Genomic DNA, 26,140 nt, shown 5'->3' on the forward strand with positions numbered 1-26,140 from the left:
TTTTAAACAGCACCTATGCTTCAGCGATTTATTGAGCGGCCGGTTTTATCGACTGTGATCTCGATCATTATTGTAACCCTGGGTATAATTGGTTTGGTAACATTGCCAGTTTCACAATATCCGGATATAGCTCCACCAACCATACAGGTGCAGGCTTCTTATCCAGGCGCCAATGCTGATGTTGTGCTAAAAACAGTTATAGTGCCACTGGAACAGCAGATCAACGGTGTAGAAAATATGGACTACATCAGTTCCTCTGCCGGAAATGATGGCTCTGCCAATATCACTGTGAGCTTTAAACAGGGTAGCGATCCCAATATGGCAGCGGTCAATGTTCAAAATGCGGTATCAAGAGCTTCCTCTTTATTGCCGCAGGAAGTTGTTCGTAGTGGGGTGACCGTGCAGAAAAAGCAAACCAGTACCTTATTGATCCTATCTGTGTATAGCGATAATCCTTCTTTTGATGCCAGTTTTGTACAAAGCTATGTTGAGATAAATGTATTGCCGGTCATCAGGCGGATACCGGGCATCGGTGATGCTTCATCACCCAGCCAGATGATGTATGCGATGCGCATCTGGCTGAATCCGCAGGTAATGGCCAGTTACGGATTGGTACCGGCCGATGTATCGGCTGCACTTGCGGAACAAAATATACAGGCAGCACCTGGTCAGTTCGGAGAACGTGGCGGACAGGATTTTCAATACATAATTAAATATCCCGGCACCCTGGTTGACCCTGCTGAGTTTGGCAATATCATTATCAGAGCCAATGCCGGAAGCCGGTTATTAAGGTTGAAAGATATAGCCCGCATAGAATTGGGCGCCTTAAGCTATTTCAATAATACGCATACCAATGGACTTACCTCCGTGTCTATAGATGTAGCACAGGTTGCAGGTTCTAATGCCCGGCAGATAATAACCAAAACCCTCAAAGCGCTGGACGACGCCAGTAAATCATTTCCCAAAGGCCTGCATTATGTGGTGCTGCAAAACGTGAATAGTTTTCTCACTGCGTCCATAGACAAGGTATTACATACCCTTTTTGAAGCCTTTGTCCTGGTATTCCTGGTAGTCCTGGTGTTCCTGCAGGATATTCGTTCAACCCTTATTCCTGCGATCTCTGTACCCGTTGCCATCATAGGTACTTTCTTCTTTCTGAAAATATTCGGATTTACCATAAACCTGTTAACGCTGTTTGCATTGATCCTTGCAATAGGAATTGTGGTAGATGATGCTATTGTAGTAGTGGAAGCCGTACATGCCAAGCTAGATAACGGTTATACATCCGGTAAAAAAGCAAGTGTGGATGCCTTGCAGGAGATCTCAGGAGCCATTGTATCTATTACCCTGGTGATGGCAGCAGTATTTGTACCGGTAAGTTTTATTGGCGGTTCGTCCGGTACTTTTTACCAGCAATTTGGTTTAACCCTGGCTATTGCCATTGTGCTTTCAGCTATCAATGCCTTAACGCTCAGTCCGGCACTTTGCGCTATCTTTTTGAAAGAACATAATGCTACTGGAAAAAAGAAAAGCTTTTTTGCTCGTTTTGCAAGTGCTTTTAACACTTCTTTCGACTCGTTATCACAACGGTATGCAACCACCATCAATATATTCAGCAGAAAAAAATGGATACCACTCGTGCTGCTGGCAGCTTTTTCGATTGTCCTTATCATTATGTCTCGTATAGTGCCTACCGGATTTGTACCAGATGAAGACCTGGGTACAATAAATTGCAATATCAACCTGCCACCCGATGCATCCTTGCAAAGAACAGACTCTGCAGCGATGAAAGTGCAAAATATCGCCAGAACAATTCCCGAGATACAGAATATCCTGGTGGTTACCGGCAAAGGACAATTATCCGGCGCCGGTAGTAATTATGGCATGGTTGTGATGCGGTTGGCTCCCTGGTCGGAAAGAAAGCGGAATGTACAGGCGATCATAAAGGAACTTTTTGATAAAACAGCCAATATTACCGAGGCAGAAATAAAATTTTTCGCACCACCAACCATACAGGGTTTTGGCGCCAGTAACGGCTTCTCAATTTATTTACAGGATAAAACCGGTGGCGACATTGCAACTTTTTATAAGATCAGCAAAGACTTTTTGAGCGCTTTAACGCAGCGCCCCGAAATACAGTTTGCTACGACCTCTTTCAATCCCAACTTTCCTCAATTCCTGATGAATATAAATGTGGCCAAGGTAAAAGAAGCCGGACTGAATGTGACCGATATCACCGGCGCCATGCAGGGATATTATGGCGGTGTTTACGCTTCCAATTTTACGGAGTTCGGTCAGCAGTACAGAGTAATGGTACAGGCTTCACCCGAGTATCGGCTGACACCGGAAAGTTTGCAAAGCGTATTTGTTCGAACACCCGATTCACAAATGGTCCCTATCAGTGAGTTTGTTACACTAACCCCTGCGTATGGGCCGCAAAGCATTACCCGTTTCAATTTATTTACCTCTATCAGCATCAATGGTACGCCTGCTGCAGGCTACAGTTCCGGGCAGGCCATTCAGGCTATTGAACAAGTAGCGGCAACAACGTTACCGCAGGGATATGGGTTTGAATTTTCAGGTCTTGGCAGGGAAGAGCTAGCAGGCAACAGCCAGACGATCTATATTTTTCTGTTGTCTTTGATCTTTGTATACCTGCTACTCAGTGCACAGTATGAAAGTTATATTCTTCCACTTGCCATTCTTCTAACTATTCCCATAGGACTGGCTGGCACCTTCACCTTTGCCTGGTTGTTTGGAGTAGCCAATAATATTTATGTACAGATCACCTTGATCATGCTGATAGGTTTGCTAGCTAAGAATGCGATCCTGATTGTTGAGTATGCAGCAGAAAGAAGAGGGCAGGGGATGAGTATACGAGAGGCGGCTATCCATGGAGCACAGGCAAGATTGCGCCCAATTTTAATGACCTCATTTGCTTTCATTCTGGGATTGCTACCGCTCGCATTTTCAACCGGGGCGGGCGCCAATGGCAATCATTCTATTGGGATCGCCGCTGTTGGCGGCATGTTAACCGGAACTTTATTCGGACTTTTTATTACCCCTTCCTTATTTATCATATTTCAGGCTTTGCAGGAAAAGCTCACCCGAAAAACAGTTGCGCCGGCACCTGCACACACTACTGCAGATGCGCTTATCTAATGAAATTATTATGATCATCAATAAACCATTACACAGGACGGGAAGCAGTCTGCTTTTATTGCCGATGCTGTTCATAATAGCATGCAAAGTAACTAAGCCCTATAAGTCTCCGGCGGTGGACACTCACTATTTGTACAGGGATCACCAAACCATAGACACAACGTCGTTGGCTACGCTGCACTGGAATGAACTTTTTACCGACACATTGCTACAACAATTAATAGGGAAAGGCATTTCAAACAGTCCGGACCTGCGTATAGCTTTTTCGCGGGTGCAGCAGGCGCAGGCTTCCTATCAGCAAAACCGGCGGCTCATTTATCCCAGTGTGAATGCCAATGCAGGGGTAACGGCTTCTGGTTATTCAAGCACGCTCAATAACGCTGTAAAAACGACTGCCAGCCCCCAGTTTCAGGGTTCCTTTTCTACGACCTGGGAAGCTGACATTTGGGGAAAGCTGACAAGTAGCCGCCGGGCGAGCCGGGCCGCGGCACTCGCTGAAAACGATAATGCACATGCAGTACAGACAGCCCTTGTGGCCAATATCGCTTCCAATTATTATGACTTGCTGGCATTGGATGAACAGCTATCCATTACCGAACGTACTGTTATCAGCCGGCAGGCAACTGTAGAGGTAATGAAAGAATTAAAAAAAGCCGATGTGGTTACCAGTGCTGCGGTAGTGCAAAGCGAAGCCAGCCGATATGCAGCTGAAGTCACCATTCCAGATATTAAACGAGCTATCAGGGAAACAGAAAACCAGTTAAACCTGTTGCTTGGAGACCCGCCGGGACCCGTAAAACGAAGTGTTTGGAGCAATCAGCCGGTTACCGCTGTATTACAAACCGGTGTACCTGCACAGTTGTTGGCAAACAGACCTGATGTACAAGCTGCAGAACATACTTTCAGACAATATTTCGAACTCACCAATGTGGCTCGCACCTACTTTTATCCAACGCTGTCATTAACTGCATCCGGTGGTTATTTAACTGTTCATGATCTATTTTCACCCGGGTCGTGGATAAGCAGTCTGGCTACAGGTTTAACCCAACCTGTGTTTAACCAGGGCTTAAATAGGGCAAGATGGGAAACAGCCCATGAGCAACAGGACCAGGCATTGTTAGGTTTTGAGAAAACATTACTCATCGCCGGACAGGAAGTGTCAGACGCCATGTATGCGTACCAGATGGCTACTTCAAAGGTCTCTACCCGCAATAACGAATTGACGGACCTTGAAAAATCGGTCACCTACACACAGGAACTGGTAAAATATGGATTTGCAAATTATACAGAAGTACTTACCGCACAACAAAACCTTTTAAGCGCCCGGCTGGACCAGGTTGCAGACTATTTACAGGGTTTGCAGGCGGTTGTTCAACTTTACCGGTCATTAGGCGGAGGATGGCAATGATCCGCGTTTAATTTATTACTATCTTAATAAAACGCTAAATTACTTGCAGTGATCTTCAATGCAAATGTCAGGAATAAGTATTGCTGTTAGTTTAAAAAAATCGTCACATGGATTCCCGGTATGCTGGTCTGTCTGCTGTAGAATTGAAAAATATGGTCCTTGATGAGACGCGAAAATTTATATTGGCCCTGCAATTTAGCTCCCCACTTCACGAATTGGAGGAAATAAGAGAGCGGATAAGACTGATGACAGAGGCTCTTTCAACAAAAGAAAAGGAAGTAGTTATTGTGAGGCCCGTGGATAATTTTCCCCAACTAAATAAGAAAACACATCTTGATAATGGTGAAGTATGATTACTCATTATCTTTCCAGAATAGAATTGGATTAGACATTTTTCCTGCGAAAGCTTATATGCTTTTTGAACAGAGCAAGGTTCTTCAGTGGTTGAAAAAATTACTATCGGCACATCTTTATAAGCTTTATAAAAAGAGGACCATTTACTATGATCCTTTTTTTATGTCCATACTCAAACAGTAAGTTGGGCTTACGGTGGCATATGTTTTACTGTATTTTGAATAGTAATTTAAAGTAGCTGAGTATGGAAACTACATATAAAATACAACCATCCAGGAACATTGAAGTGCAAGGATCTAAACAATCACCGAATATGTTTCTTTGGTTATTGGTTAGCGCAATATTAACATTGATGTTTAAAGTAGGCCGCCAAAAACGCAAGGATTCATTTATTGCTAAATGGGTTGCTCCTATTATGTTATATGGAATTTTGAATAAGATAAAAAAACAATTAAGACGCGACTTGACTAAAAAAGCATAACTTCCCAAACCGGCATACGGAAGTCCTTTAATATGAAATCATACCTTGTCATTTTTGTTTTTTTGCTGGCGGCTTGCCTGGGGATAAAAGCACAACCAGTGCTGTCTTTTACAAAAGCGGTGTATACAACAGGTAAAGATAGCCTACCTTACCGCCTTTTATATCCGTTACACTACAACAAACACAAGCAATATCCGCTTGTACTTTTTTTACATGGAGCGGGGCAGCGCGGCACAGATAATGAAACGCAACTAACAGGGGTGCCGAAAGCATTGACAGATACTGCAGGCAGAGAAAAATATCCTTGTTTTATTCTTATACCACAGTGCCCTAAAAACGACGTATGGGTTAAATTTCCCCATTTCCCTGAAAACATACAAACCACCGAGCTACCTACACGAAGTGCACAGGCCGCGTTAGCTACCCTGGATTCATTGATCAAACAATTACCTATTGACAGAAAACGGGTATACATCACCGGCTACTCCATGGGTGGCGAAGGGACCTTTGATCTTTTAACACGCCGCCCGCATTTGTTCGCAGCCGCTATACCCATTTGTTCGGTAGCAGACACAGCAAGGGCCAGGCTTATTTATCAAACGCCTATTTGGGCCTTTCACGGCGACCAGGATGATGTAAATGAAGTCAAATATTCCCGGTTAATGATTGCCGCACTCAAAAAATTTAACGGCACGCCCATTTACACAGAATACCCTGGGCTTAAACACAACATCTGGAGCAAAGCTTATAATGAGCCGGGATTGTTTGAGTGGCTTTTTGAGCAGCGGAGGCGTCTTTTTTGATGGCAAACCGGTAGCACCACACATGAAATTGCGGATTTTTCTATCCAGACAATCATGATGAGACTATTGCAGTACCTGCTGCAGGTGATGCGAAATTAAAATTAAAAGACAAAGGCCTTTATCTTATCAGGTTGGATTGGATCGATCGGAAAAGCAGATTGTACGAAAATTGAAAGTACAATTCAATTAGGCATCGATGTGACTATTCCCTTTATGTGAAATAGTTAATTTTAATAACATATGTTTACTATTGAGCAAAAAAGCCATGATACGCTGATTTCGTTTCAAGGCTCTTGCTAAAATTACTTACCATCCATAATACGTTGCAAATCCCCCTTTCCGATAACTCCGTTTTACTTTAATAAAAAGCTTCTTCATGCATTGCTTTCTGTTCTTTGAAACAGATTTCCAGATGTAATGATTCTTTACCTTACCTGGAAAGCGTAATTTTTTCAAAATCTCCTGTAACATTTTGTCCGGCTGTGTATCAAAAGGTAGAATCAAACAAATTAACAATCAAATCTACAGAAAATGAAAAAGCATACATGGCTTATTATTGTTATATTATTTACCGCTCTTTGTACGAATGTATTCGGTCAAACAACACCCACGAGGCCCTTTGAAGTGAAGAAAAGCGGGCAGGGCAAACAGGCTATCCTCTTTATACCCGGCTTAGGTTGTTCAGGTGAAGTATGGAATCAGACTGTAGAAAAATTTGAAAAAAATTACACCTGCTACACGTTAACCATGGCCGGCTTTGCAGGCACACAACCGCAACCTGAAGCAACCTTCACCAACTGGGAAAATCAGATTGCCAGGTATATCAGGGAAAACAACATTCAAAAACCCATAATAATAGGACATAGTGTGGGCGGCGGATTAACGTTAGCTATTGCTGCCGATTATCCCCAGCTTATTGGAAAAATAATTGTAGTGGATGCGCTACCTTGCCTGTCCGCTCTCCGGAACCCCACATTCAAACCAAAAGAAAACAATGATTGCACTCCCGTGATCAATCAATTTACCGCCATAACCAATGATCAATTTGAACAAATGCAAAAATCGAATATTGCCGGGCTTGTAGCCGATACATTAAGCCAAAAAAAGGTGATTAGCTGGACAATGCAATCAGACAGAAAAACATTTGCCGGCTTATTTTGCGACTTTTTAAACACCGATTTGAGAGAAAAACTCAGGTCCATCCAATGCCCCGCATTGATCTTGCTTGAAAACCCGTTTACCCGATTAAAATCAGCCATTGAAGAGCAATATAAAAATTTAAAAGACGCCCAATTACAGTACTCCTCAAAAGCCCTTCATTTCATCATGTTCGATGATAAAGAATGGTATCAAGATCAATTGACCGGTTTTATAAAATAAAAAATATGAAAAGCAAATTTCTTCCCTGCTCCATTGTTCTTATTATTGCCGATAGGCCATTATAACCAGCACCCTTTTCATTGTTGTATTGATGGCCCTTACCAAGCCTTTTCCCTTAAAAACAAGCATAGCAAAAAATGACATTTGACGAAATCTACAAAATATACTGGCAAAAGATCTTTCGATTATGTCTGGGATATGTGAACGATTTCGATTGGGCTAAAGACATTGCACAGGAAACCTTTATCATTGTTTGGCAACAGCTTCCCAAATTCAAGCATGAATCAGCTGTCGGAACCTGGATATTCAGAATTGCGACAAACAATTGTTTAAGGCAAATTGAGAAAGATAAACGTACCCCCAAAGCAGCATTACCCGATGATTTGAAAGACGAAAAACAATCCTCTATTGAACCTCAGATCCGGTTCCTGTATCAATGTATTGCCGAACTACCCGAAACGGACCGTATCATTATTTCATTAGAGCTAGAAGATGTTAAACAGTCCGAAATAGCCAGCATTACAGGACTTTCAGAAGCAAACATCAGGGTAAAGATTCACAGGATCAAGGAAAAATTATCTCAAAAATTTAAAGCCCATGCTCATGAGCAGTAATATAAATTTCAAGGACTTGTGGAAACAGCAACCTGTAATCGAGCCCGACATGAAGGATTTAGTGAACCGGTTGCACCAATTCAAACAATCAAATATCAGAAGACTTATAATGACCAATATTCTACTGATTGCAACAAGTTTGTTTATTGGTTTTGTATGGTATTATTATCAGCCAAAGTTCATCACCACTAAAATGGGAATAGTAATAACTGTTTTAGCCATGGTTATTTACCTGTTTGTTTATAATAAAATGGCTGCACTGTTCAACAAAATCGACAATACAAGCGACAATACCCACTACCTGCAAAAACTGATCATTATAAAAGGTAAACAACGGTTTTTACAACATACCATGATGAATTTATATTTCGCTATGCTTATGACCGGTATTTGTTTGTATATGTATGAATACACCTCGCGCATGACAATGACAGCAGGAATAATTACCTATGCAGTTACATTAACCTGGTTCATTTTTAACTGGTTTTACATAAGACCTAAAACCATCAAAAAACAGCAGGCAAAGCTGGATGATCTGATTTCAAAATTCGATGGGATCAATAAACAAATCCTTGATGACAGCCACCTTTTATAAGCATTGGTGATATTTTCCATCCTTTTCGTCTGGCCGGCTGGACAATTATCGAACCACTTCATTAATGAATTATCGGAAATTCAAAAATTTACGCATATATTAGAAACTCAAATTTTCAAATGGATATATTGGGTGACCAGCCCTATAGCATTCGCAGCTTTATTTAAATGCCTTTTGCAAGTTTAACTTAAAGCCAGCAATTCGATCAAGGTGCGATGGAGATATTTATAAAAATATAATCAATCTTACAATTGATGAAAAATCCAGGAATGGCACTCTGGCTGGCCACATTTCTTTTGATCTGCACTTTCGCTGGAATGGCACAGTTACCGATCAAGCCGGGCAGCACAGTTAGTTGTGATGAAAGCAGGTGTGTTGTATGAAAGTGAAACGCTTGGCGAAGTATGGCCCGATAAAAAAAAAGGACCAATGAGTTGGCGATGAAGTAAAAGAGATTAGGCGTAGGCCTGGATGGTTTCATTCCCAATTGGAATTGTTTTGTAATTGATGGTAAGCGCCTGCAGGAGCATGACAGGCAAGCGTGCTATTGAAAGTATCTTGGTCGTGATGCAAAAGAAGAATATATCTTCATTCTATTCTTTTGTAAAATGTGTTTTTTTTGAATAAGCTTTGAAGGTTAGAAAAATGCCAATGGTAAGAACAAACATTGCTCCTGCTATTACAGCGGTGGTATTTTTTGCGACCTCCAGTTGCAGCTCAGGTGCAAACATCCTGAGCAGGCCTAATAACATAACAAACCAACCGGAGAGCGTTATGATAACCGGCCAACCTGGCATCCAATGATTATGGGAGCGGATAATGGAAAGTCCGGCTATAAATAACAAAGTACCATTAAGATAAACACCGGCGGCAGTATTGCCTGCCCAGATGTGAGCATTGCGTATTTCGGATATGGTGATTACAATAATAGCAGGACCAATTAGCCCTGCGATGTGTTTAGAATTTATCATTTTACCCTGATTAAATATCTTTTCATTTATTAATAAAGAACTTGTCAAGTTTATCTAAAACCCATTCCCATGTTGCATACCAAGTTCCGGCAAATGCCCGTGCTATTAGGAAATGTTTTATCCAGAGTATTCAATTCACTTTACCTTGTCTAATAAATTGTTGCTATTTCACTTACGTGAAAACAATCCACGTAAAACAAAACCGATCAACAGCCCGGTAACCAGGATTTTGTGACCCGAAGCAGGGATAAACCGCGTACAGGTAGGGGTTATTTCATAAACTCCCTTTGCTTTGGCGTACATTCCTCCACCACCACCTGCACCTTCTTCCATAGTATCATCTGTTGTATTTATAGGTTCTTTCAACTGATTTAATTTCTTTTTACCCTGTTCATAGCCCCCGCCACAGCCATAAGCTATTTGGGCAACTGGTATTATGGTTTTATTGCCTGAGTGCACTGGTTCACCGTACACATTTTTCACAGTTGCACTTTGGCCAAATTGTGAGGCCAGTTTTTCAATGAAATTGTCGGTACCCATATACAAAATTTCTTCAAAGAAATGGTATTTGGTTTGCAATAAAAATGAGGGATATCACAACTGGTACTGATGTGTATCATTCATATAGGGCGTTACCGAATGGCCAATGCCAAGTAAAATTACATACAAGGTAAACCTGTCTGCAACTACATGACAACTATCAAAAAGCTATATAATAATGCTCCTGTAACCGGCTAACTATGCCGCCCAATGGCCTAATATGACGATGCTGAGAATGCTGCCAGGGCCGCACCTGGTGTTACCAGCGTTGGGAACGATCTTATGCTGGAAGAAGTATTTGCTTTTTAGATATGGTTTATAGATTATAATTTCAATCAACATGGCAAAACCGACTAAACACATGGTGTGGTTGCCTGTTTTTTCTTAATGCCCATGATTATTATCAGTGTTCATTCCAACTACAGTCATAGCTTTTCCTTCACTTCCTTAGTAGATTCATATAAATTAAAAATTCTTTTATGGAAAAGATCCTGATTGCGATTGATGTCAACATGATAAATTTGAACGTATTGGATTTTGCCTGCTATATGGCAAAATTGACCAATTCAAAATTGATTGGGATTTTTCTTGAAGACGGGGAAACGGCAAAGGCGCCGGTTACAGAATCGGTAAGTGAGAGTGGCATTGAAGTGTTGCCTGGAACAAAAGAAATAGTAAATCAATATGATAAGAACATACATCTTTTTACAGATGTATGCAGAAAAAAACAGACAAACTGTGCCATTCATTTCGACCAGGGCTTACCCATTAGCGGAATAATTAAAGAAAGCCGCTTTGCCGACCTGCTTATTGTTGACCCTGAAATGTCGTTAAGATCAAAAAAAGAAAGAACGCCAACCGTTTTTATAAAGGAAGTGTTGACAAAGAGTGAATGTCCCGTTGTGATTGCGCCATTTAGTTTCAATACCATCGATGAGATCGTATTTGCGTATGATGGCAGCCAGTCGGCAGTTTTTGCCATTAAACAATTTACCTATCTCTTTCCTGAACTAACTGATAAAAATATCACCATTCTGCAGGTAAATGAAAAAGATAATCAACCAATTGTTGAAAGCGAAAGGGTAGGAGAATTGCTTCAGATGCATTATTCCGCCATAGGTTATCACCGTCTTAGCGGGAATATCGGCAATGAGCTGTATAGTTACCTGCATGGAAAACAAAATGTGTTTGTAGTAATGGGAGCCTTTGGTCGCAGTATGATTTCTGATTTCTTCAAACAAAGCACGGCTGAATTGATTGTAGAAACAATAAACCTACCGGTATTTATTGCTCATCATTAATTAGGCATTGCCTGATTATAAATTATTTTTTATGGAATCATTGATTATGAAGTTTAACGACATCAGCATTAATGATGTGGCCCGGGTTGGTGGAAAGAATGCCTCCCTGGGTGAGTTGTTTAACCAACTGGCCGATAAAAAAGTGGCCATACCGCCAGGTTTTGCAACCACGGCAGACGCTTTCTGGCTTTTTATAGACGGAAACCAGCTTCGGGATAAATTAAATGAGTTATTGGCGCTTTTAGACAGAGAAGAATATTCAAACCTCGACTATATTGGCAAACAGGCCAGATGCCTTATTTTGAATGCTTCCCTGCCGGATGAATTAACCAATGCAATTAAACAGGAGTATAAGAACCTATGTGGCAATACCGATATTGAAGTAGCCGTCCGGTCAAGCGCCACGGCGGAAGACCTTCCGGAGGCCAGCTTTGCTGGTCAACATGAATCATATCTTAATATCCTGGGAGAAGATAAATTGATGCTGGCCGTTCATAAATGTTTTGCTTCACTATATACCGACCGGGCTATAAAATATAGGGAGGATAATCATTTCAGTCATGATAGAATTGCATTGTCTGTTGGCGTTCAAAAGATGGTACGTTCTGATAAAGCATGTTCAGGTGTTTGTTTTACGTTGGAGCCTGAATCGGGATTCAGGGATATTATTCATATAAGCGGAGTATGGGGTCTGGGGGAAAACATTGTGCAGGGAACGGTAACACCTGATGAATTTTTGGTGTTTAAACCAATGTTGCAGCGGGGAAAGCGCGCCATTGTTCAAAAAACACTGGGTGAGAAAGCAAAGACCATGATCTATTCAACAAGCGAGTATTCAGCCACCATAAATATTGAAACACCGGCCAACAAAAGAGAAGAATTTGTATTGAAAGACGAAGAAGTTACCCGAATAGCGCAATGGGCCCAACTAATCGAAGATCATTACAGGCGGCCAATGGATATTGAATGGGCCAAAGATGGTATTACCAATGAACTTTTTATAGTTCAGGCACGGCCTGAAACCATCCATGCGCAGAAAAATCCTGCGTTGGTAAATGAATATCAGTTGGAAAACAAAAGCGTTTTGCTGGCGCAAGGCGAAGCTATAGGGTCAAAAATAACTACAGGTGTTGCAAGGGTTTTACGCTCACCTGCTGAAGCTGATAAATTACAAAAAGGTGAAATTGTAGTTACAGAAATAACCAGCCCTGACTGGGATCCCATACTTAAGAAAGCGGCTGCTATCATTACAGATAAAGGTGGCCGTACCAGCCATGCTTCTATTGTTGCCCGGGAACTGGGGGTTCCGGCAGTAGTTGGTACCGGTAATGCAACGCAAATGATCCGTGATGGTGAAAAAATCACCGTCTCCTGCTGTGAAGGAAAAACCGGTTTTATTTATCAGGGCGAATTGAAGTATAAGGAAATAGAACATGATTTCAGCAATCTGAAATTGCCAGAAAATACACAGCCTATGCTTATTGTAGGCGATCCTGAGAAGGCATTCTCCCTGTCGTTTTATCCAAACAGCGGCGTGGGGCTGATGCGCATTGAGTTTATTATAACGCATTTTGTGCAGGTACATCCCATGGCTCTTGTAAAATTCAATGACTTACAGGACCAGGCTACAAAGGACCGCATCGAGCTACTTACGCACCATTACCCTGACAAGGAACAGTATTTCGTTGATAAACTGGCCCAGGGTATCGCCACTATTGCCGCCGCCTTTTATCCCAAAGATGTGATTGTACGCTTGAGTGATTTCAAGACCAATGAATATGCCAACCTGGTTGGCGGTGCAAAGTTTGAGCCGAAAGAAGAAAATCCCATGCTTGGTTTCAGGGGTGCATCGAGGTATTACAATGATCGTTACCGGGAAGGTTTCCGGCTGGAATGCGAAGCCATAAAAACCGTTCGTACTATAATGGGACTTACCAATGTAAAAGTGATGATCCCATTCTGTAGAACGGTAGAGGAAGGAAAAAAAGTGATCGAGGTAATGAAAGCAAACGGGTTGAACCGGGACATGGACCCTTCACTAGAAATCTATGTTATGGCGGAAATTCCTAGTAATGTGTTGTTGGCGGAACAATTTGCAGCAATCTTCGACGGATTTTCCATTGGCTCTAATGACCTCACCCAGCTTACATTGGGAATAGACCGGGATTCAGCTATCGTGAGCGGCTTGTTCAGTGAACAGAATGATGCGGCAAAACAAATGATGACTATGGTGATACAAAAAGCGAAAGCCGCTGGAAAAAAGATTGGCCTATGCGGTCAGGCGCCAAGCGATTTTCCGGAATTTGCACAATTCCTGGTTCAGCAGGGAATCGACAGTATTTCATTTAATGCCGATGCATTGCTAAAGGGCATTGAAAATATTAAAAAGGCGGAAGGGAAAGAAAAACTAATAGTTACATAAAATGTTGTCTTTTTTTAGGTGTTATACAGCCGTCCCGATTAATCGGGACGGTTTTTTGTAACTATCCGGTTATTGCCAATAAAAAGGTCCCGCCAACCCAATAGCGGGACTTAGGAAAAAACAACGCCAACTGCGCTCATTTAACGGTGATATGTTTTGATAAAGTTGCTTTTTTAGCCTCTTCTGTTTTTGGAAGCATGATGCGTAACACACCATCTTCATATACTGCTTCAATCTTGTCTTTAATAACTTCTTCAGGCAATGTAAAACTGCGACGAAAAGAAGTATAATTGTATTCCTTGCGCGTATAACGTTCATCTTTTTCTTCCTTCTTTTCTTCTTTTTCGCAACTAATCGTCAGCATATTGTCTTCCACATCAATATTAAAATCATTTTTCTTCAGGCCGGGAGCACCAACCGATACTTCATAATGATTTTTGTTATCGATAATGTTTACAGCAGGGGTTGTCAGGCTTTTTCCCATTCCAAACCATTCATTCCATGGTCTGAAAAAATCATCAAATAATGCCGGGAATGATTGCCCTCTTCTGGATAATTCTCTTGTAGACATACATCCTCCTTTGTTTTTTGGTTATTAATAAATGATAGTTGAAGTTAAATATACCAGTAGCCATTGCCATAGATCACCATCATATGCCAGGTTGAGATTTGTCACCAGTTCATTTTATAACTTGTTGTATATTCTTCTTTTTAAACGACGGATTCTCTTTTACATTGATCTCTTCTATTACATTTAAATCCCGACCCAGTAAAACATTAAGCGCTCCCCATTCCGGGATGTGTTCAGTAATAATTTTAAGAATACCTATAAATGGAATGAACAGGATCATCCCCGATACACCCCATAAGAGACCGCCTGCGACAATAGCCACCAGGGTAGCCCAGGTACTTACCTTTAACTGGGTAGCCACTACTTTAGGAAAAATTATGTTCGCTTCCAGGTACTGTACAAAGGTGAAAATAGCTACTACACCTATGGGATACCAGATGGAATCTTTTGTGATCCAGGCAATAGAGATGGGCAATAAGGCGCTGATGACAATGCCCACATAGGGTATAATGGTCATAATAGCTGTAAGCATGCCAAAGAGTATGGCATGGGGAATGCCCAACGCCAGTAATCCAATGCTGTTCAGCGCCCCCACGATCAGGTAAACCAGGACCATGCCTTTTATGAAATGAAAGTAAGTGTTAATGGTTTCTGCCAAAATAACCTGCAGTTGTTGCCGGTGGCCGCCGCCGATTAGTTTAACAAGGAATTGAACAAATGTTTCCCGGTTGTGTAAAAACAAAGCTGCATACATGGGCACCAGAAATAAGGTGAATAATCCGCCCGCTGTTGCCGCAATTATTGATTGTAAAATATTACTTGAATTACCGGATAAATTATGCAACAACTGCTGCCACCACTCGTTTTGCGATGCCACTGATAAACCCAGGGCAGATTCAATCCAAAGCTGTAGTTGCACAAGCGATGGCTTTGCTTTAACCATTAATTCCGGAACCTCTTTCCGTAACACGTCGATCTCAATGAACAATAAACTGATAATAATACTAAAAATAATAAAGACGAGCAGCAGCCCTGCTGTAATTGCCAGGCTGCGCGGCCACCGATGCCGTTCGAGCCATTTGCAAAATGGAAACAATATCACAGCGATCAGCAACCCATAACAAATGGGAATAAACAAGGTGCTGCCAAAATATAGCAACAGTGCACCGAACAGGGTGATTTGCAGAGGCTTTAATAATGAGTAGTGGTTATTATGCATGTTTTCCATACAACTTAAAGCTAGCTATTGTATTGTGCCTTTTCCCAAACATTTATCAGTAACCGTTATGAATTTCGTCATGGCGGCAGGTTATTTGAGAGATATCAATTGTGTTAAAGGCAAAAGTTAACAAACAAAATGTGGCTGTTCAATAAGTAGGTAATGACGAGGGTCATGACTGCAATTGACTGCTCTTACCATTTTTCTACAATATTAATAACACCTTTGATTGGTAATCACTAATTATTCAAGATCAAACTGAGTGTTATGAAAGCATTAGTTTATCATGGACCCGGTAAAAAGAACTGGGAAGAAATGCCAAAGCCTACCTTAATTAAACCTACCGACGCAATTGTAAAGATCAATAAAACTACTATTTGTGGTACTGATCTGCATATTCTTAAAGGTGATGTGCCTGAAGTAACAGATGGTAGGATCCTGGGGCATGAAGGTGTTGGTGTCATCGAAGAAGTGGGGACCGCTGTCACCGGTTTTAAGAAAGGCGACCGCGTGCTGATCTCCTGCATTACCTCCTGTGGCAAATGTGAATACTGTAAAAAGGGCATGTATTCCCATTGCGAAGATGGCGGCTGGATATTGGGCCACCTGATTGATGGAACACAGGCTGAATATGTGAGAATTCCCCATGCCGACAACAGCCTTTATCACATCCCGGACAATGCCAACGAAGAAGCGCTGGTGATGTTAAGTGATATTCTACCTACCGGCTTTGAATGTGGCGTGCTTAACGGCCAGGTAAAGCCAGGTGATACAGTGGCGATAGTAGGGGCGGGCCCTATCGGGTTGGCAGCACTACTCACTGCACAATTTTATACCCCGGCCGAAATAATTATGATAGACCAGGATGATAACCGGCTGGCTGTTTCAAGGCAATTCGGCGCTACACAAACAATCAATAACCGGAATGAGGATGCAATAAAACGTATATATCAACTCACTGGTAATAAAGGAGCCGATGTGGTTATTGAAGCCGTGGGCGTACCCGCTACTTTTGAGCTGTGCGAATCGATAGTGTCGCCCGGTGGCCATATTGCCAATATAGGCGTCCATGGTAAAAGCGCCTCCCTTCATTTGGAAAAACTCTGGTCGCACAATATTACCATTACCACCAGGCTGGTAGATACGGTCACCACGCCCATGTTGCTGAAAACAGTATGCTCACATAAGCTGGAGCCTGGCAAACTGATCACGCACCGGTTCCCGATAGCCAATGTGCTACAGGCATATGATACTTTTCAACATGCTGATGTTGAGAAGACACTGAAGGTGATCCTGGTAAATGAGTAGGGTTATATGGTGTTAAAAAGAGTATTACGGACTGGTACATACTCTTTTTGTTTTAACGATAACTATTAAATAGAATCGAGATCAGCAATATAAATGATTGCTCATGTATAATTGGTTTTGCTATTCTTTTTGAACATGATTGCGAGCATCAACATCGCCAATGGTGCTGTAATTCCCCAGGGAAACCCCAGGGCTAACAAATTCTCTGAATAAGTCGGGGAAAAATACACAAATGAAATCAACGGTGTAACAACTGCATTCGCTAACAAAGAAATCCTGACCCATTTCTGAAAGCCTTGTTTCTCAATTGCTGGGATAGCTATCAACATTGTCAAACCCATAAAGATGTATCCTATCGCATCAAAATCCCAAAACAAAGAATGAGGCGTTTGTTCAAGCAGATGTATGTCGGTCGAAGCACCTCTGAGCTTCGCAGGGATTACTGTCGATAATTGAACAACATAATTAGCCGTGACAAAAATGGAATAAATGACTGAAAAGATAACCGCTGCATGACTCCAAAATTTTTTCTCGTCCGGTGTTATGTAATGAAGTGCAAGTATTTCAAGAAGAAATGGTATAACTATGCAAAGCGAAGTCCCATAAATTAAAACTTCATCCTCTGGATAATGAAGAATGCCGGCAAGCTGTAGTAACTGCACGATAACATATGCCAGTGCTGAAGCAAAGGCAGTCAGCCCTGACCAGAAACCAATCTTATATATTTTTTGATTCACGTTTGGCTTATTATTTCGGTAGCTAAGCTAACCGCATTTAACCTGTTAGCGCTTTTTTCTTATAAACGGCTGTTCAGGTTTATACAGGTTTGTCTTGTATATCTCAAACCAAATAACCGCAACAAAAGCGACACCCGTACATAACAATAGATTGGTGAAAGTAATGGTTGACAACCCAAAAATTGATTGTATGGCAGGAACGAGGTTTATAACAATTAGAAATAAAACCGAGATCAGCAATACCCAAGGTGCCAGCTTGTTTTTATAATGAATTGTTTTGGTAAAATTTTGCATAAACGACCGGTTGGTAAACGTTAAGAAAATATTGCTGATGACAAGGGTGGTGAAAACGAGGGTCCTGGTGTGGCTGATGGAAGCGCCATTGTTCATAGAAAAGTGATACAACCATAATACCCCTGTGGTTATCATCAGACCCTGTACGATACTAATGAGCAGTTCATCCTGTTCAAAAAGGCTTATAGTTCTTCTACGAGGTGGCAGTGCCATTATATTTTCTTCAACCGGTTCCCGTTCAAAGAAAATGGAACAGGTTGGCCCCATGATCAATTCAAGAAAGATAATATGTATGGGGGTGAAAATGTTTGGGTATTTCCAGCCGAGTAACAGAGGTACAGAGGCGGTAAGAATAATGGGAATGTGAATTGAGATGATATAGCGGATGGCTTTTTTCAGGTTGCTGAAAATTTTTCTGCCCTGCCTGATGGCTTCCACGACCTTTCCCAGGTCATCATCTGTTATTATCAGATCAGCGGCCTGTTTGGCCATTTCTGTTCCTTTTTTACCCAATGCAATGCCAATGTCCGATGCCTTTAATGCAGGTGCATCGTTTACGCCATCTCCTGTCATGGCAACAATATGTCCATTGTTTTTCAGGGCGTTTATCACCTGAAGCTTTGCTTCAGGGAACATTCTTACAAACAGGCTGACCTCTTCCACCGATTTTTTTAATTCGTCTTCTTTCATCGCCAAAATCTGGTCGCCGGTAATATATCTTAAATACCCCTTTATGCCAGTTTGCTTACAAATATTTACGGCTGTTTCAGCATAGTCGCCTGTTAGCAACTTTACATCTATGTGTGCTTCATATAATTGTTTAATTACCTGATTGATGTTTTTCCTGGGTGGATCATATAAACACAATAGCCCTTCAAACTGCCAGTTGAATGCATCCTGGGTTTCAGGGAAAGGCTTGTCTTTACGAATGGCGCTAGCCACGCCGATAACACGGTATCCTTTTTCGGCCTGTTCCGTTGCATAGCGGGTGATTTGTTGCCGTTGATTGTCCCTGAGATTACTTACCTGTACGATCCTTTCCGGTGCGCCTTTGGCTGCAGCTATATAATGATTGTTCTTGCTGTAGACGTGGGTCATCATAGGAGGCCGGCCCTGAAGTGGGTATTCATATACCTGGGTTAATGTTCTCCAATAAGGATGTATTATGTATTGCATATTCGCTTCCTGTATGGCCTTCTCCATGGCATCAAAAGGATTTCGCTCACTGGCCAGCATGGCATACTGTAGAACAAGTGAATTTTTCCATTCCGGCCCTGTATCAATCAATACATCTTTTTCAAAATCATAGATAGCCTTTACGGTCATTTGGTTCTCGGTAATGGTGCCGGTCTTATCAAGGCATATGACGTTAACAGAGCCCAGGTTTTCGATGATCTGGGGCTGCCGGGATATGATGCCCAGTTTACTCATTTGCCAGGCGCCCAGGGCCATAAAGGAGGTTAGCGCTACCGGTATTTCTTCAGGCACGGCTGCCATTGCCAGGGTAAGTGCAAACAAAAGGCTTTCTACCCATAAGCCGGTCTTGATAAAATTGATAGCCCAGATCACCAGGAAAGCGCTTATCCCAAAAACAGCCAGTTGCCTTACAAACTTATTTACCTGCAGCTGTAACAGGGTTTTGGGTACTGTAATGGCAGTTATTACTTTCCCTAATTTTCCCAATACGGTGCTATTGCCGGTGGCTGATACAGATGCATAGCACAGACCAGAGTTAATAGTGGCGCCCTGGTATACAGCATTGTGGCCTGTTGTTTCATCCTTCTCTACCGGAATACTTTCCCCGGTAATAATGGACTCGTTGACCGTTAGATCGTTTGCCTGGATAATGATGGCATCTGCGGGGATCTTATTTCCTTCTTCCAGTTTTATTACATCGCCCGGCACCAGTTCACGGGTCTGTATGTTTTTTTCAATTCCATCCCTGATCACGGTCACCATTGGTTCTGTAAATTGTTTCAGTGCTTCCAGTGCCTTTGTACTTCTGATATCCTGGTAAAGCGAAATGGTTGCTACAAAACAGGTAGCTATCAACATCATAAACCCTTCAGCCAGCTGCCCCAATAAAAAATAAATAATACAAGCCAGTAACAACAACAGGAACATCGGTTCCCTGACAATATCCATAAATACCTGGTATAGCTGTCTGGGTTTTTCGTATTGAAAAATATTTTTACCATGCTGCTGTTGAAGGCCCGGGATATTCTTTTCAGATAACCCTGTTATACCTTCTGCGCGTGTTACTTTACCTGACATGTCTGGTTTATTTTCTAATCAAAAGGTATTTATTATGAAGGTCGGGTAAAATGACATACATCATCCTGTCTGTTGATGTATGTCAGCGGCAGACACGCTTTAATGGTAATAACTTTAGAAAGTAAACACATTTTATCAGCAAAACATATTGTTATGAAATTAAAATTCAAATCACCGGATGTGAGGCTGGATGTGGGTCTGGATAGACTGTTACATAACAGGTTTGCCCGTCTTGAAAAGGTATTTAACCGTATTGCCGGGTTGGAAGTGTTTTTAAGGAAAATTGATAGTAACAAGAAGGATAAATACGAAATGGAAGGACGGGTATTTATTCAAAATACTTCTTTGTTCTGCAGAGAAAGAGGTGAGTCAATAGAAGACGCGATCAATAACGTAATTGAAAACCTTGCCCGTCAATTAAGATGGAAAAAAGAAGAACGGGTTGAAATTTGGTAAACAAATTAACAAAAACATGTAATATGAAAAAAGTGCTGGTTGCTGATGAATTGTTTGGTTATTTACCGGAAAAGAAAAATGTATTTGTGGTAATGGGAGCTTTTGAGCGAAATATGCTTTCTGGATTATTCAGAGCCAGCACTGCCGAAATAATTATTAAAACCATTAACGTTCCGGTTTTTATTGCACACCATAAATAATGCCAATATGAAAAAGATAATTGCGGTAATTGACGGGTTAAAATATTCTGATAGCAGTACCGAATATGCTGTTCATATTGCAAAGCAAACGGGATCGCACCTGGTAGGTGTCTTTTTGGATGATTTCACTTACCACAGTTACAAAATATATGAGCTGGTAGATGGCAGGGGGTTTGTTAACGAAGAAAAGATGGCCAGGTTGCAAAAATCCGATGAGCAAGCACGTGAAGAAGCTACCCAACAGTTTAGCAAAGCCTGCGAGGAAGCAGGCGTAAATTATGCAGTGCATCATGACAGGAACATTGCTATCCATGAATTACTGCATGAAAGTATTTTTGCCGATCTGCTGGTGATTGAAAGCAAGGAAACGCTTACCCATTACGAAGAAAAATTGCCTACACGGTTTATTCGAGATCTGTTGAGCGAAGTGCAATGCCCTGTACTGGTAGTTCCCAAAAAATTCACCCCTTTTGAAAAGGCCGTTTTGTTGTATGACGGAGAAGCTGCCTCGGTATATGCTATCAAAGCATTCAGTTACCTGTTTGCAGGTCTTCCTGAACTGAAAGTGGAGGTTGTTTCAGTTAAAGCCATCGAAGATACCCTGCATGTGCCCGACAATCATCTTATGAAGGAATTTATGAAACGTCATTTCCCGAAAGCAGTATTCACCGTTTTAAGGGGCGAGGCAGAAAATAGAATTGTTAGTGATCTAAAAAACAATAAAGAACAATTGATGGTTGTTCTTGGCGCCTATAACAGGGGTATGGTTTCCCGTTGGTTCAGGCACAGTATGGCCGACATATTGATGGAAGAATTAAACAAGCCTTTATTTATACCGCACCATTCCTGAACCCTGGCCGACTGAAACTCCTTTTGTGATTGTTAACTGGTAAAATAAGTATACATCTTTTCATAATATTCTGCCGCCCGCCGGCAGGTACCGGAGGAGCCCCCTCTTTTCCATCAGGCCATACCTCAGAAGCGTTTGCGAGGGCAACTTCGCTTACATTAGCCTGGTCCAAAATGGTGGGTAGCAATTCCTGCATATTCCTGGGCATGCACAGTTGGCTATTCATGAATGTACCTGGGTGTCCATTATCCTACTGATGTGGCAGCTGGTGCTCTTGTTGGTGCAGGTAGCGCCTGGTTAATGTATAAAGGCAACCAGTGGCTGCACCGGCATAAAACCAACTCCATTCATCCTTTCTTTTAATACCCAATATGAAATATACTGTTCTGGATCAGCTTAAGGATTGATGCATGTCATTGTTTAACGGTGGCATTCTTTGAAACTTTATAGAAAAAGAATATGGACCCTACACATTTGCATTTGATGATCACTCACTTGCCTATTTATGGTTCCATTCTTGGCACGCTGGTGTTAATATATGGAATGGCTACTAAAAGCCATCATACAAAGATGGCTGCCTATTTTGTTTTGCTTATAGCATCACTGGGTGGAATTGTTGCCTTTAGTACGGGGGAAGCAGCAGAGGAAACGGTTGAAAATATGCAGGGTATTAGCAAAAACCTTATTGAAGAACATGAAGAGTTCGCAAATATAACTTTTGTTGTCATTGTTGTGCTGGGTGTAACATCACTGGTTGGCTTGCTATGGAAGAAGTCGAAATTAATCAACCTGATATCAATCATTGCTTTAATACTCTCAATTATATGCGTAGGAATGTCTTCCTGGACAGGTTACCTGGGTGGTCAGATCAGACATACTGAGATTGACCATGTTTTCAAACAATGACAAAAAGTGAAAGAAGTTCATTATTAGCAATAGGTTATTGCTAATAATGAAATCTATCCAAAAACAATAATTGTATATTGATCAGAGTCATTCCCACCCCTGCTTAAATTAGAATTAAATACTATCACAACAATGCCATTCAAATGAAAAAGATAATTCTTGTTTTTGACGGAACAAATTTTAGTGAAGGGGCTTTCAATTTTGCTAGTAGAATGAATGAAATATCGCCCATTTTGGTTACGGGTGTTTTTTTACCACAGATAAATTATTCAGCATTATGGAGCTATTCTTCCGCCGCTATAGGTTCAGGTGTAGTAATACCCACGGTTGAAGAGGAGGATGCAGCAACCATTGAACAACATATTGAACGCTTTAAATCATTATGCCAGTTAAACAATATTGAATACCGGGTGCATAAGGATTTTACAGATTTTGCATTACCTGGGTTAAAACTTGAAACTAGGTTTGCAGATCTGCTGATTCTGGCCAGTGAATCATTTTATGAACATGTAGGCGTTAGTGAACCCAATGCGTTTTTAAAAGATGCCATCCATAATTCAGAATGCCCGGTACTGATAGTGCCTGAACAGTATAATTTCCCGGAAAAAAATATCCTTGCCTATGATGGAAGCGAATCTTCTGTATATGCAATCAAACAATTTGCTTATCTGTTTCCCGAATTCACTGCCAATAAAACGGTATTGTTATATGCGGAAGCTGACGATGATGTGGATTTTCCGGAACGACAGAATATAGAGGAGTTGTGTAGCCGACATTATTCTGAACTTATATTGTTTAAACTGGGCGTAGATCCAAAGAAATATTTTGCTGTTTGGAGTCGTGAAAGGGATGGCGGTATTCTTGTGAGTGGATCTTTTGGTCGGTCGTCGGTTTCAATGTTGCTTAAAAAGAGCTTTGTTTCAGATGTTATCCGTGATCATAAGTTGCCAGTGTTTATCGCAAATCGGTAATATATATGACTAATTTAATGCAATGGAGTCTGGGTTACGGGGGTTAAATAGTTTTTCATGCTGCCTTTTTTCAGCACTTTTTGCATGATCCGTATTATGCTGGCTAACCACCCACAACAGGGAATTTTCTTCTTCACAAACCATTTGGATTTGCTTGTAACAAAATGATATGAAAAAAGGCTTATAAAACATACGTTTTATAAGCCTTTGGGATGTTTTACCATCCTCTAAGTCGGGGCGGCTGAACAAATGTCGAACCAATATATAAATGAGTTGGCCTTCAGAAAATTAAACATATAATAAAGGCTATAGTGAAATAATTCCTATAGCCCTAAATAAATACGGTAATTGCCTATAATCACCAGCAGCGGTTTATAATACTGTTTTAAACGTTAGATCATGGTGGTCAGGTTTATATGAGGAATCATTGCAAGGGTTGCATAATGATCGTTAATTTACCGTCTGTATCTTTATTGGTAAGCTTGAACATTAATGATCACCCAGTACGCTGATGGACTTGCGCTCATTTTCTCTTACAATTACTTCTTTCATTTTGTATTTTAATATTTTATTGTTTATGATGCAAAGTTCTGCAAACGGACGCAGGGCATAGTGTCCAAAACCTTGAATTGAGTATCCCAAAAAGGCGATGTGGTTTTAAGCTGTTACTTTCAATGATTGGATCAACCCACTGCTTATTTTAAAATGGTAGTGCAGCACGATATGGCTACCTGGAAAAGTTCCCGAAATTTCTGCTGTCAGAATTGAAGTAACGTCTTTTTCTTTATAGGCCACTGGCTTTATCACTGTTTTATATTTTTCATTGGCTTTGGCAATCCATTGCTGTATCTCTTTTTTCCCAGTATGTGTATGCCCTTCGTCGAACACCACTGCCGTTTCGGAAAAGCAATTGGCATAGGCAACACTATCAAATTCGTTTTGTGCCTTTACCAGATCTCCAATAACTTTCGGTAAGTTCATTGCTGTTTCGTTTTTAATATAATTAAATAGTGGGTATAGTACCACCATCGATGACGTATTCAGTACCAGTCAGGTAACCAGCCCTGGGTGAAACCAAAAAGCCCACTAGTTCAGCAACTTCCTCTGGTTGTGCTGGCCTGCCATACGGTATTCCGCCTAAGGCGTCCATAACGCCTTGCGTAGCTTGCTCAACTGTAGTATTCGAACTGGCTGCGATTCGTTCCATCATCCGGGTGGCTGATGTTGTCATGATCCAGCCCGGTGATACGGTTAAAACGCGAACACCTTTTGGTGAAACTTCATTTGATAAACTCTTACTGTAATTGATCAATCCTGCTTTGGCAGCAGCATACGGCAATGTGGAATCGTAAAGAGGTAATCTGCCCTGAATGGATGCGATATGAATGACGACCCCGGTTTTACGTTCTATCATCTGCGGTAAAAATCCCCTGTCCAGCCGAACAGGCGCCAGTAAGTTAGTCCTGATTGTATCTTCCCAATCCTCATCGTTCAGAACAGCAAATCCACCGCCTGGGGTTTCGGAACTGCCCAGGTTGTTTACCAGGATGTCAAGCTTTCCATATCTTGTTAAAATCTCTTTCACTACTTTTTGAGTGCCTGCGGGCAAACTGAGATCTGCCGAAATGAAGCGCAATTTCTCATTATTTTCTTCGGGGGTGTTTCTTGCAGTAATAATAACTGTTGCACCTGCTTCCAGCAATCTTTCTGCTATGGCTTTTCCTGTTCCCTTCGTGCCGCCCGTTACCAGGGCAATTTTTCCTGATAGCTCGCCGTTGAATTTGTCTTGCATAAATATCTTTTTATGCAAAATTCAGGCATTCGGTCACTTTGTGCAAGTAGGGGCAAGCGATTCCCATAGGGATAAATTTATCCCATATTGCACAATTCCACCCAATGGGATAATTTTGTAATATGCATGAACGGAAAATACCTTTAAATCTGAACTGCGGCCTTGACTTGATCGGCGAAGTGCTGTATGGCAAGTGGAAAATCCGCTTGCTATGGTTTATCTACGAAGGGTATAAGCGCCCAAGCGACTTGCAACGTAAGATTCCCGATGCTTCGAGAAGGGTTTTGAACGCACAGTTGAAGGAACTGGAGCAGCATGAACTAATTTCTAAAGTAATTTATCCAGTTGTCCCTCCTAAAGTGGAATACAGCCTTACAGATTTTGGAATGACGTTGATGCCTGTCATCAGCGCTTTAGGGCAATGGGGCGACGAAAATGAGGAACGATTGAGGAATGTGATTTTGAAACAAATTGAGTAACTGCCGTTAGATTAAAAACCATCGAAAATATCCTGATAATCAATGAGCAAAA

27 protein-coding genes are annotated in these 26,140 nt (G+C 41.4%); 18 read left to right on the top strand and 9 right to left on the bottom strand.

Features of this window, described 5'->3' with window-relative positions; all coding sequences use genetic code 11:
• Nucleotides 1–15: 15 nt before the first annotated feature.
• The 8 genes from J7I42_RS14870 (at nucleotide 16) to J7I42_RS14905 (ending at nucleotide 8,797) form a co-directional block, all read left to right on the top strand.
• Nucleotides 16–3,162 carry an efflux RND transporter permease subunit gene (locus J7I42_RS14870; protein ID WP_209139615.1) on the top strand — a complete coding sequence of 1,049 codons (3,147 nt, stop codon included), beginning with the start codon at nucleotides 16–18 and terminating at the stop codon, nucleotides 3,160–3,162.
• Nucleotides 3,163–3,226: 64 nt separating this feature from the next.
• Nucleotides 3,227–4,570, top strand: coding sequence for a TolC family protein (locus tag J7I42_RS14875; RefSeq protein ID WP_236065523.1), 1,344 nt, complete (start codon nucleotides 3,227–3,229; stop codon nucleotides 4,568–4,570).
• Nucleotides 4,571–4,677: 107 nt separating this feature from the next.
• The gene (locus J7I42_RS14880) at nucleotides 4,678–4,923 is read left to right on the top strand and encodes a hypothetical protein (protein ID WP_209139617.1); all 246 of its coding nucleotides are present in this window, start codon (nucleotides 4,678–4,680) and stop codon (nucleotides 4,921–4,923) included.
• A gap of 245 nt (nucleotides 4,924–5,168) precedes the next feature.
• On the top strand, nucleotides 5,169–5,405 hold the full coding sequence (locus tag J7I42_RS14885) for a hypothetical protein (protein WP_209139618.1): 237 nt from the start codon (nucleotides 5,169–5,171) through the stop codon (nucleotides 5,403–5,405).
• A gap of 32 nt (nucleotides 5,406–5,437) precedes the next feature.
• On the top strand, nucleotides 5,438–6,208 hold the full coding sequence (locus J7I42_RS14890; protein WP_209139619.1) for a carboxylesterase family protein: 771 nt from the start codon (nucleotides 5,438–5,440) through the stop codon (nucleotides 6,206–6,208).
• Nucleotides 6,209–6,739: 531 nt separating this feature from the next.
• Complete coding sequence (locus tag J7I42_RS14895) at nucleotides 6,740–7,588, top strand: alpha/beta fold hydrolase (protein WP_209139620.1); 849 nt, start codon at nucleotides 6,740–6,742, stop codon at nucleotides 7,586–7,588.
• A gap of 137 nt (nucleotides 7,589–7,725) precedes the next feature.
• Nucleotides 7,726–8,202 (top strand): RNA polymerase sigma factor, encoded by a 477-nt coding sequence (locus J7I42_RS14900; protein ID WP_209139621.1) that lies wholly within the window; start codon nucleotides 7,726–7,728, stop codon nucleotides 8,200–8,202.
• Nucleotides 8,192–8,797: a hypothetical protein gene (locus J7I42_RS14905; RefSeq protein WP_209139622.1), complete on the top strand. Its 606-nt coding sequence runs from the start codon at nucleotides 8,192–8,194 to the stop codon at nucleotides 8,795–8,797. Before J7I42_RS14900 ends, J7I42_RS14905 begins: the two co-directional genes overlap by 11 nt.
• 593 nt (nucleotides 8,798–9,390) lie before the next feature.
• On the opposite strand, the gene J7I42_RS14910 is transcribed toward J7I42_RS14905, so the two are convergent.
• Together J7I42_RS14910 and J7I42_RS14915 are read right to left on the bottom strand one after the other, a co-directional pair.
• Nucleotides 9,391–9,768 carry a hypothetical protein gene (locus J7I42_RS14910; RefSeq protein ID WP_209139623.1) on the bottom strand — a complete coding sequence of 126 codons (378 nt, stop codon included), beginning with the start codon at nucleotides 9,766–9,768 and terminating at the stop codon, nucleotides 9,391–9,393.
• Between the two features lie 168 nt (nucleotides 9,769–9,936).
• Nucleotides 9,937–10,308, bottom strand: a complete 372-nt coding sequence (locus J7I42_RS14915) for a GerW family sporulation protein (protein ID WP_209139624.1) — start codon at nucleotides 10,306–10,308, stop codon at nucleotides 9,937–9,939.
• 479 nt (nucleotides 10,309–10,787) lie between these two features.
• Here J7I42_RS14915 and J7I42_RS14920 point away from each other — a divergent pair, with 479 nt between their 5' ends.
• Together J7I42_RS14920 and ppsA are read left to right on the top strand one after the other, a co-directional pair.
• Complete coding sequence (locus tag J7I42_RS14920) at nucleotides 10,788–11,609, top strand: universal stress protein (protein WP_209139625.1); 822 nt, start codon at nucleotides 10,788–10,790, stop codon at nucleotides 11,607–11,609.
• A 31-nt stretch (nucleotides 11,610–11,640) separates the two neighbouring features.
• The gene (gene ppsA / locus J7I42_RS14925) at nucleotides 11,641–14,031 is read left to right on the top strand and encodes a phosphoenolpyruvate synthase (RefSeq protein ID WP_209139626.1); all 2,391 of its coding nucleotides are present in this window, start codon (nucleotides 11,641–11,643) and stop codon (nucleotides 14,029–14,031) included.
• Nucleotides 14,032–14,167: 136 nt separating this feature from the next.
• Here ppsA and J7I42_RS14930 read toward each other — a convergent pair whose 3' ends face one another.
• Together J7I42_RS14930 and J7I42_RS14935 are read right to left on the bottom strand one after the other, a co-directional pair.
• Nucleotides 14,168–14,602, bottom strand: coding sequence for an Hsp20/alpha crystallin family protein (locus J7I42_RS14930; RefSeq protein ID WP_209139627.1), 435 nt, complete (start codon nucleotides 14,600–14,602; stop codon nucleotides 14,168–14,170).
• Nucleotides 14,603–14,711: 109 nt separating this feature from the next.
• Nucleotides 14,712–15,830 carry an AI-2E family transporter gene (locus J7I42_RS14935; protein WP_209139628.1) on the bottom strand — a complete coding sequence of 373 codons (1,119 nt, stop codon included), beginning with the start codon at nucleotides 15,828–15,830 and terminating at the stop codon, nucleotides 14,712–14,714.
• Between the two features lie 258 nt (nucleotides 15,831–16,088).
• Here J7I42_RS14935 and J7I42_RS14940 point away from each other — a divergent pair, with 258 nt between their 5' ends.
• Nucleotides 16,089–17,129, top strand: a complete 1,041-nt coding sequence (locus tag J7I42_RS14940) for a zinc-dependent alcohol dehydrogenase family protein (RefSeq protein ID WP_209139629.1) — start codon at nucleotides 16,089–16,091, stop codon at nucleotides 17,127–17,129.
• A 101-nt stretch (nucleotides 17,130–17,230) separates the two neighbouring features.
• On the opposite strand, the gene J7I42_RS14945 is transcribed toward J7I42_RS14940, so the two are convergent.
• On the bottom strand, nucleotides 17,231–17,866 hold the full coding sequence (locus J7I42_RS14945; protein ID WP_209139630.1) for a hypothetical protein: 636 nt from the start codon (nucleotides 17,864–17,866) through the stop codon (nucleotides 17,231–17,233).
• A gap of 45 nt (nucleotides 17,867–17,911) precedes the next feature.
• On the bottom strand, nucleotides 17,912–20,434 hold the full coding sequence (locus J7I42_RS14950) for a cation-translocating P-type ATPase (RefSeq protein WP_209139631.1): 2,523 nt from the start codon (nucleotides 20,432–20,434) through the stop codon (nucleotides 17,912–17,914).
• A gap of 153 nt (nucleotides 20,435–20,587) precedes the next feature.
• Here J7I42_RS14950 and J7I42_RS14955 point away from each other — a divergent pair, with 153 nt between their 5' ends.
• From J7I42_RS14955 to J7I42_RS14980, 6 genes are all read left to right on the top strand, one after another.
• A complete protein-coding gene (locus J7I42_RS14955) occupies nucleotides 20,588–20,890 on the top strand; it encodes an HPF/RaiA family ribosome-associated protein (RefSeq protein ID WP_209139632.1) in 303 nt (100 codons plus the stop codon).
• 23 nt (nucleotides 20,891–20,913) lie between these two features.
• On the top strand, nucleotides 20,914–21,090 hold the full coding sequence (locus J7I42_RS14960; RefSeq protein WP_209139633.1) for a hypothetical protein: 177 nt from the start codon (nucleotides 20,914–20,916) through the stop codon (nucleotides 21,088–21,090).
• A gap of 7 nt (nucleotides 21,091–21,097) precedes the next feature.
• The gene (locus J7I42_RS14965; protein ID WP_209139634.1) at nucleotides 21,098–21,940 is read left to right on the top strand and encodes a universal stress protein; all 843 of its coding nucleotides are present in this window, start codon (nucleotides 21,098–21,100) and stop codon (nucleotides 21,938–21,940) included.
• A gap of 228 nt (nucleotides 21,941–22,168) precedes the next feature.
• Nucleotides 22,169–22,303 carry a phosphatase PAP2 family protein gene (locus tag J7I42_RS14970; RefSeq protein WP_236065508.1) on the top strand — a complete coding sequence of 45 codons (135 nt, stop codon included), beginning with the start codon at nucleotides 22,169–22,171 and terminating at the stop codon, nucleotides 22,301–22,303.
• A gap of 96 nt (nucleotides 22,304–22,399) precedes the next feature.
• Nucleotides 22,400–22,846, top strand: a complete 447-nt coding sequence (locus tag J7I42_RS14975) for a DUF2231 domain-containing protein (RefSeq protein WP_209139636.1) — start codon at nucleotides 22,400–22,402, stop codon at nucleotides 22,844–22,846.
• Between the two features lie 143 nt (nucleotides 22,847–22,989).
• Nucleotides 22,990–23,817, top strand: coding sequence for a hypothetical protein (locus J7I42_RS14980; protein WP_209139637.1), 828 nt, complete (start codon nucleotides 22,990–22,992; stop codon nucleotides 23,815–23,817).
• Between the two features lie 489 nt (nucleotides 23,818–24,306).
• Here the strand turns inward: J7I42_RS14980 and J7I42_RS14985 are convergent, their stop codons facing one another.
• From J7I42_RS14985 to J7I42_RS14995, 3 genes are read right to left on the bottom strand one after another with little or no spacing between them, the layout of a single operon-like run.
• Entirely contained in the window at nucleotides 24,307–24,459 is a 153-nt protein-coding gene (locus J7I42_RS14985) for a hypothetical protein (RefSeq protein WP_209139638.1), read from the bottom strand.
• Nucleotides 24,460–24,474: 15 nt separating this feature from the next.
• A complete protein-coding gene (locus tag J7I42_RS14990; RefSeq protein WP_209139639.1) occupies nucleotides 24,475–24,798 on the bottom strand; it encodes a nuclear transport factor 2 family protein in 324 nt (107 codons plus the stop codon).
• Nucleotides 24,799–24,820: 22 nt separating this feature from the next.
• On the bottom strand, nucleotides 24,821–25,609 hold the full coding sequence (locus J7I42_RS14995; protein ID WP_209139640.1) for an SDR family oxidoreductase: 789 nt from the start codon (nucleotides 25,607–25,609) through the stop codon (nucleotides 24,821–24,823).
• Between the two features lie 122 nt (nucleotides 25,610–25,731).
• Here J7I42_RS14995 and J7I42_RS15000 point away from each other — a divergent pair, with 122 nt between their 5' ends.
• The gene (locus tag J7I42_RS15000) at nucleotides 25,732–26,088 is read left to right on the top strand and encodes a winged helix-turn-helix transcriptional regulator (protein ID WP_209139641.1); all 357 of its coding nucleotides are present in this window, start codon (nucleotides 25,732–25,734) and stop codon (nucleotides 26,086–26,088) included.
• Nucleotides 26,089–26,140: the final 52 nt, after the last annotated feature.

This window comes from Niastella soli (genome assembly GCF_017742245.1).
GTDB lineage: Bacteria > Bacteroidota > Bacteroidia > Chitinophagales > Chitinophagaceae > Niastella > Niastella soli.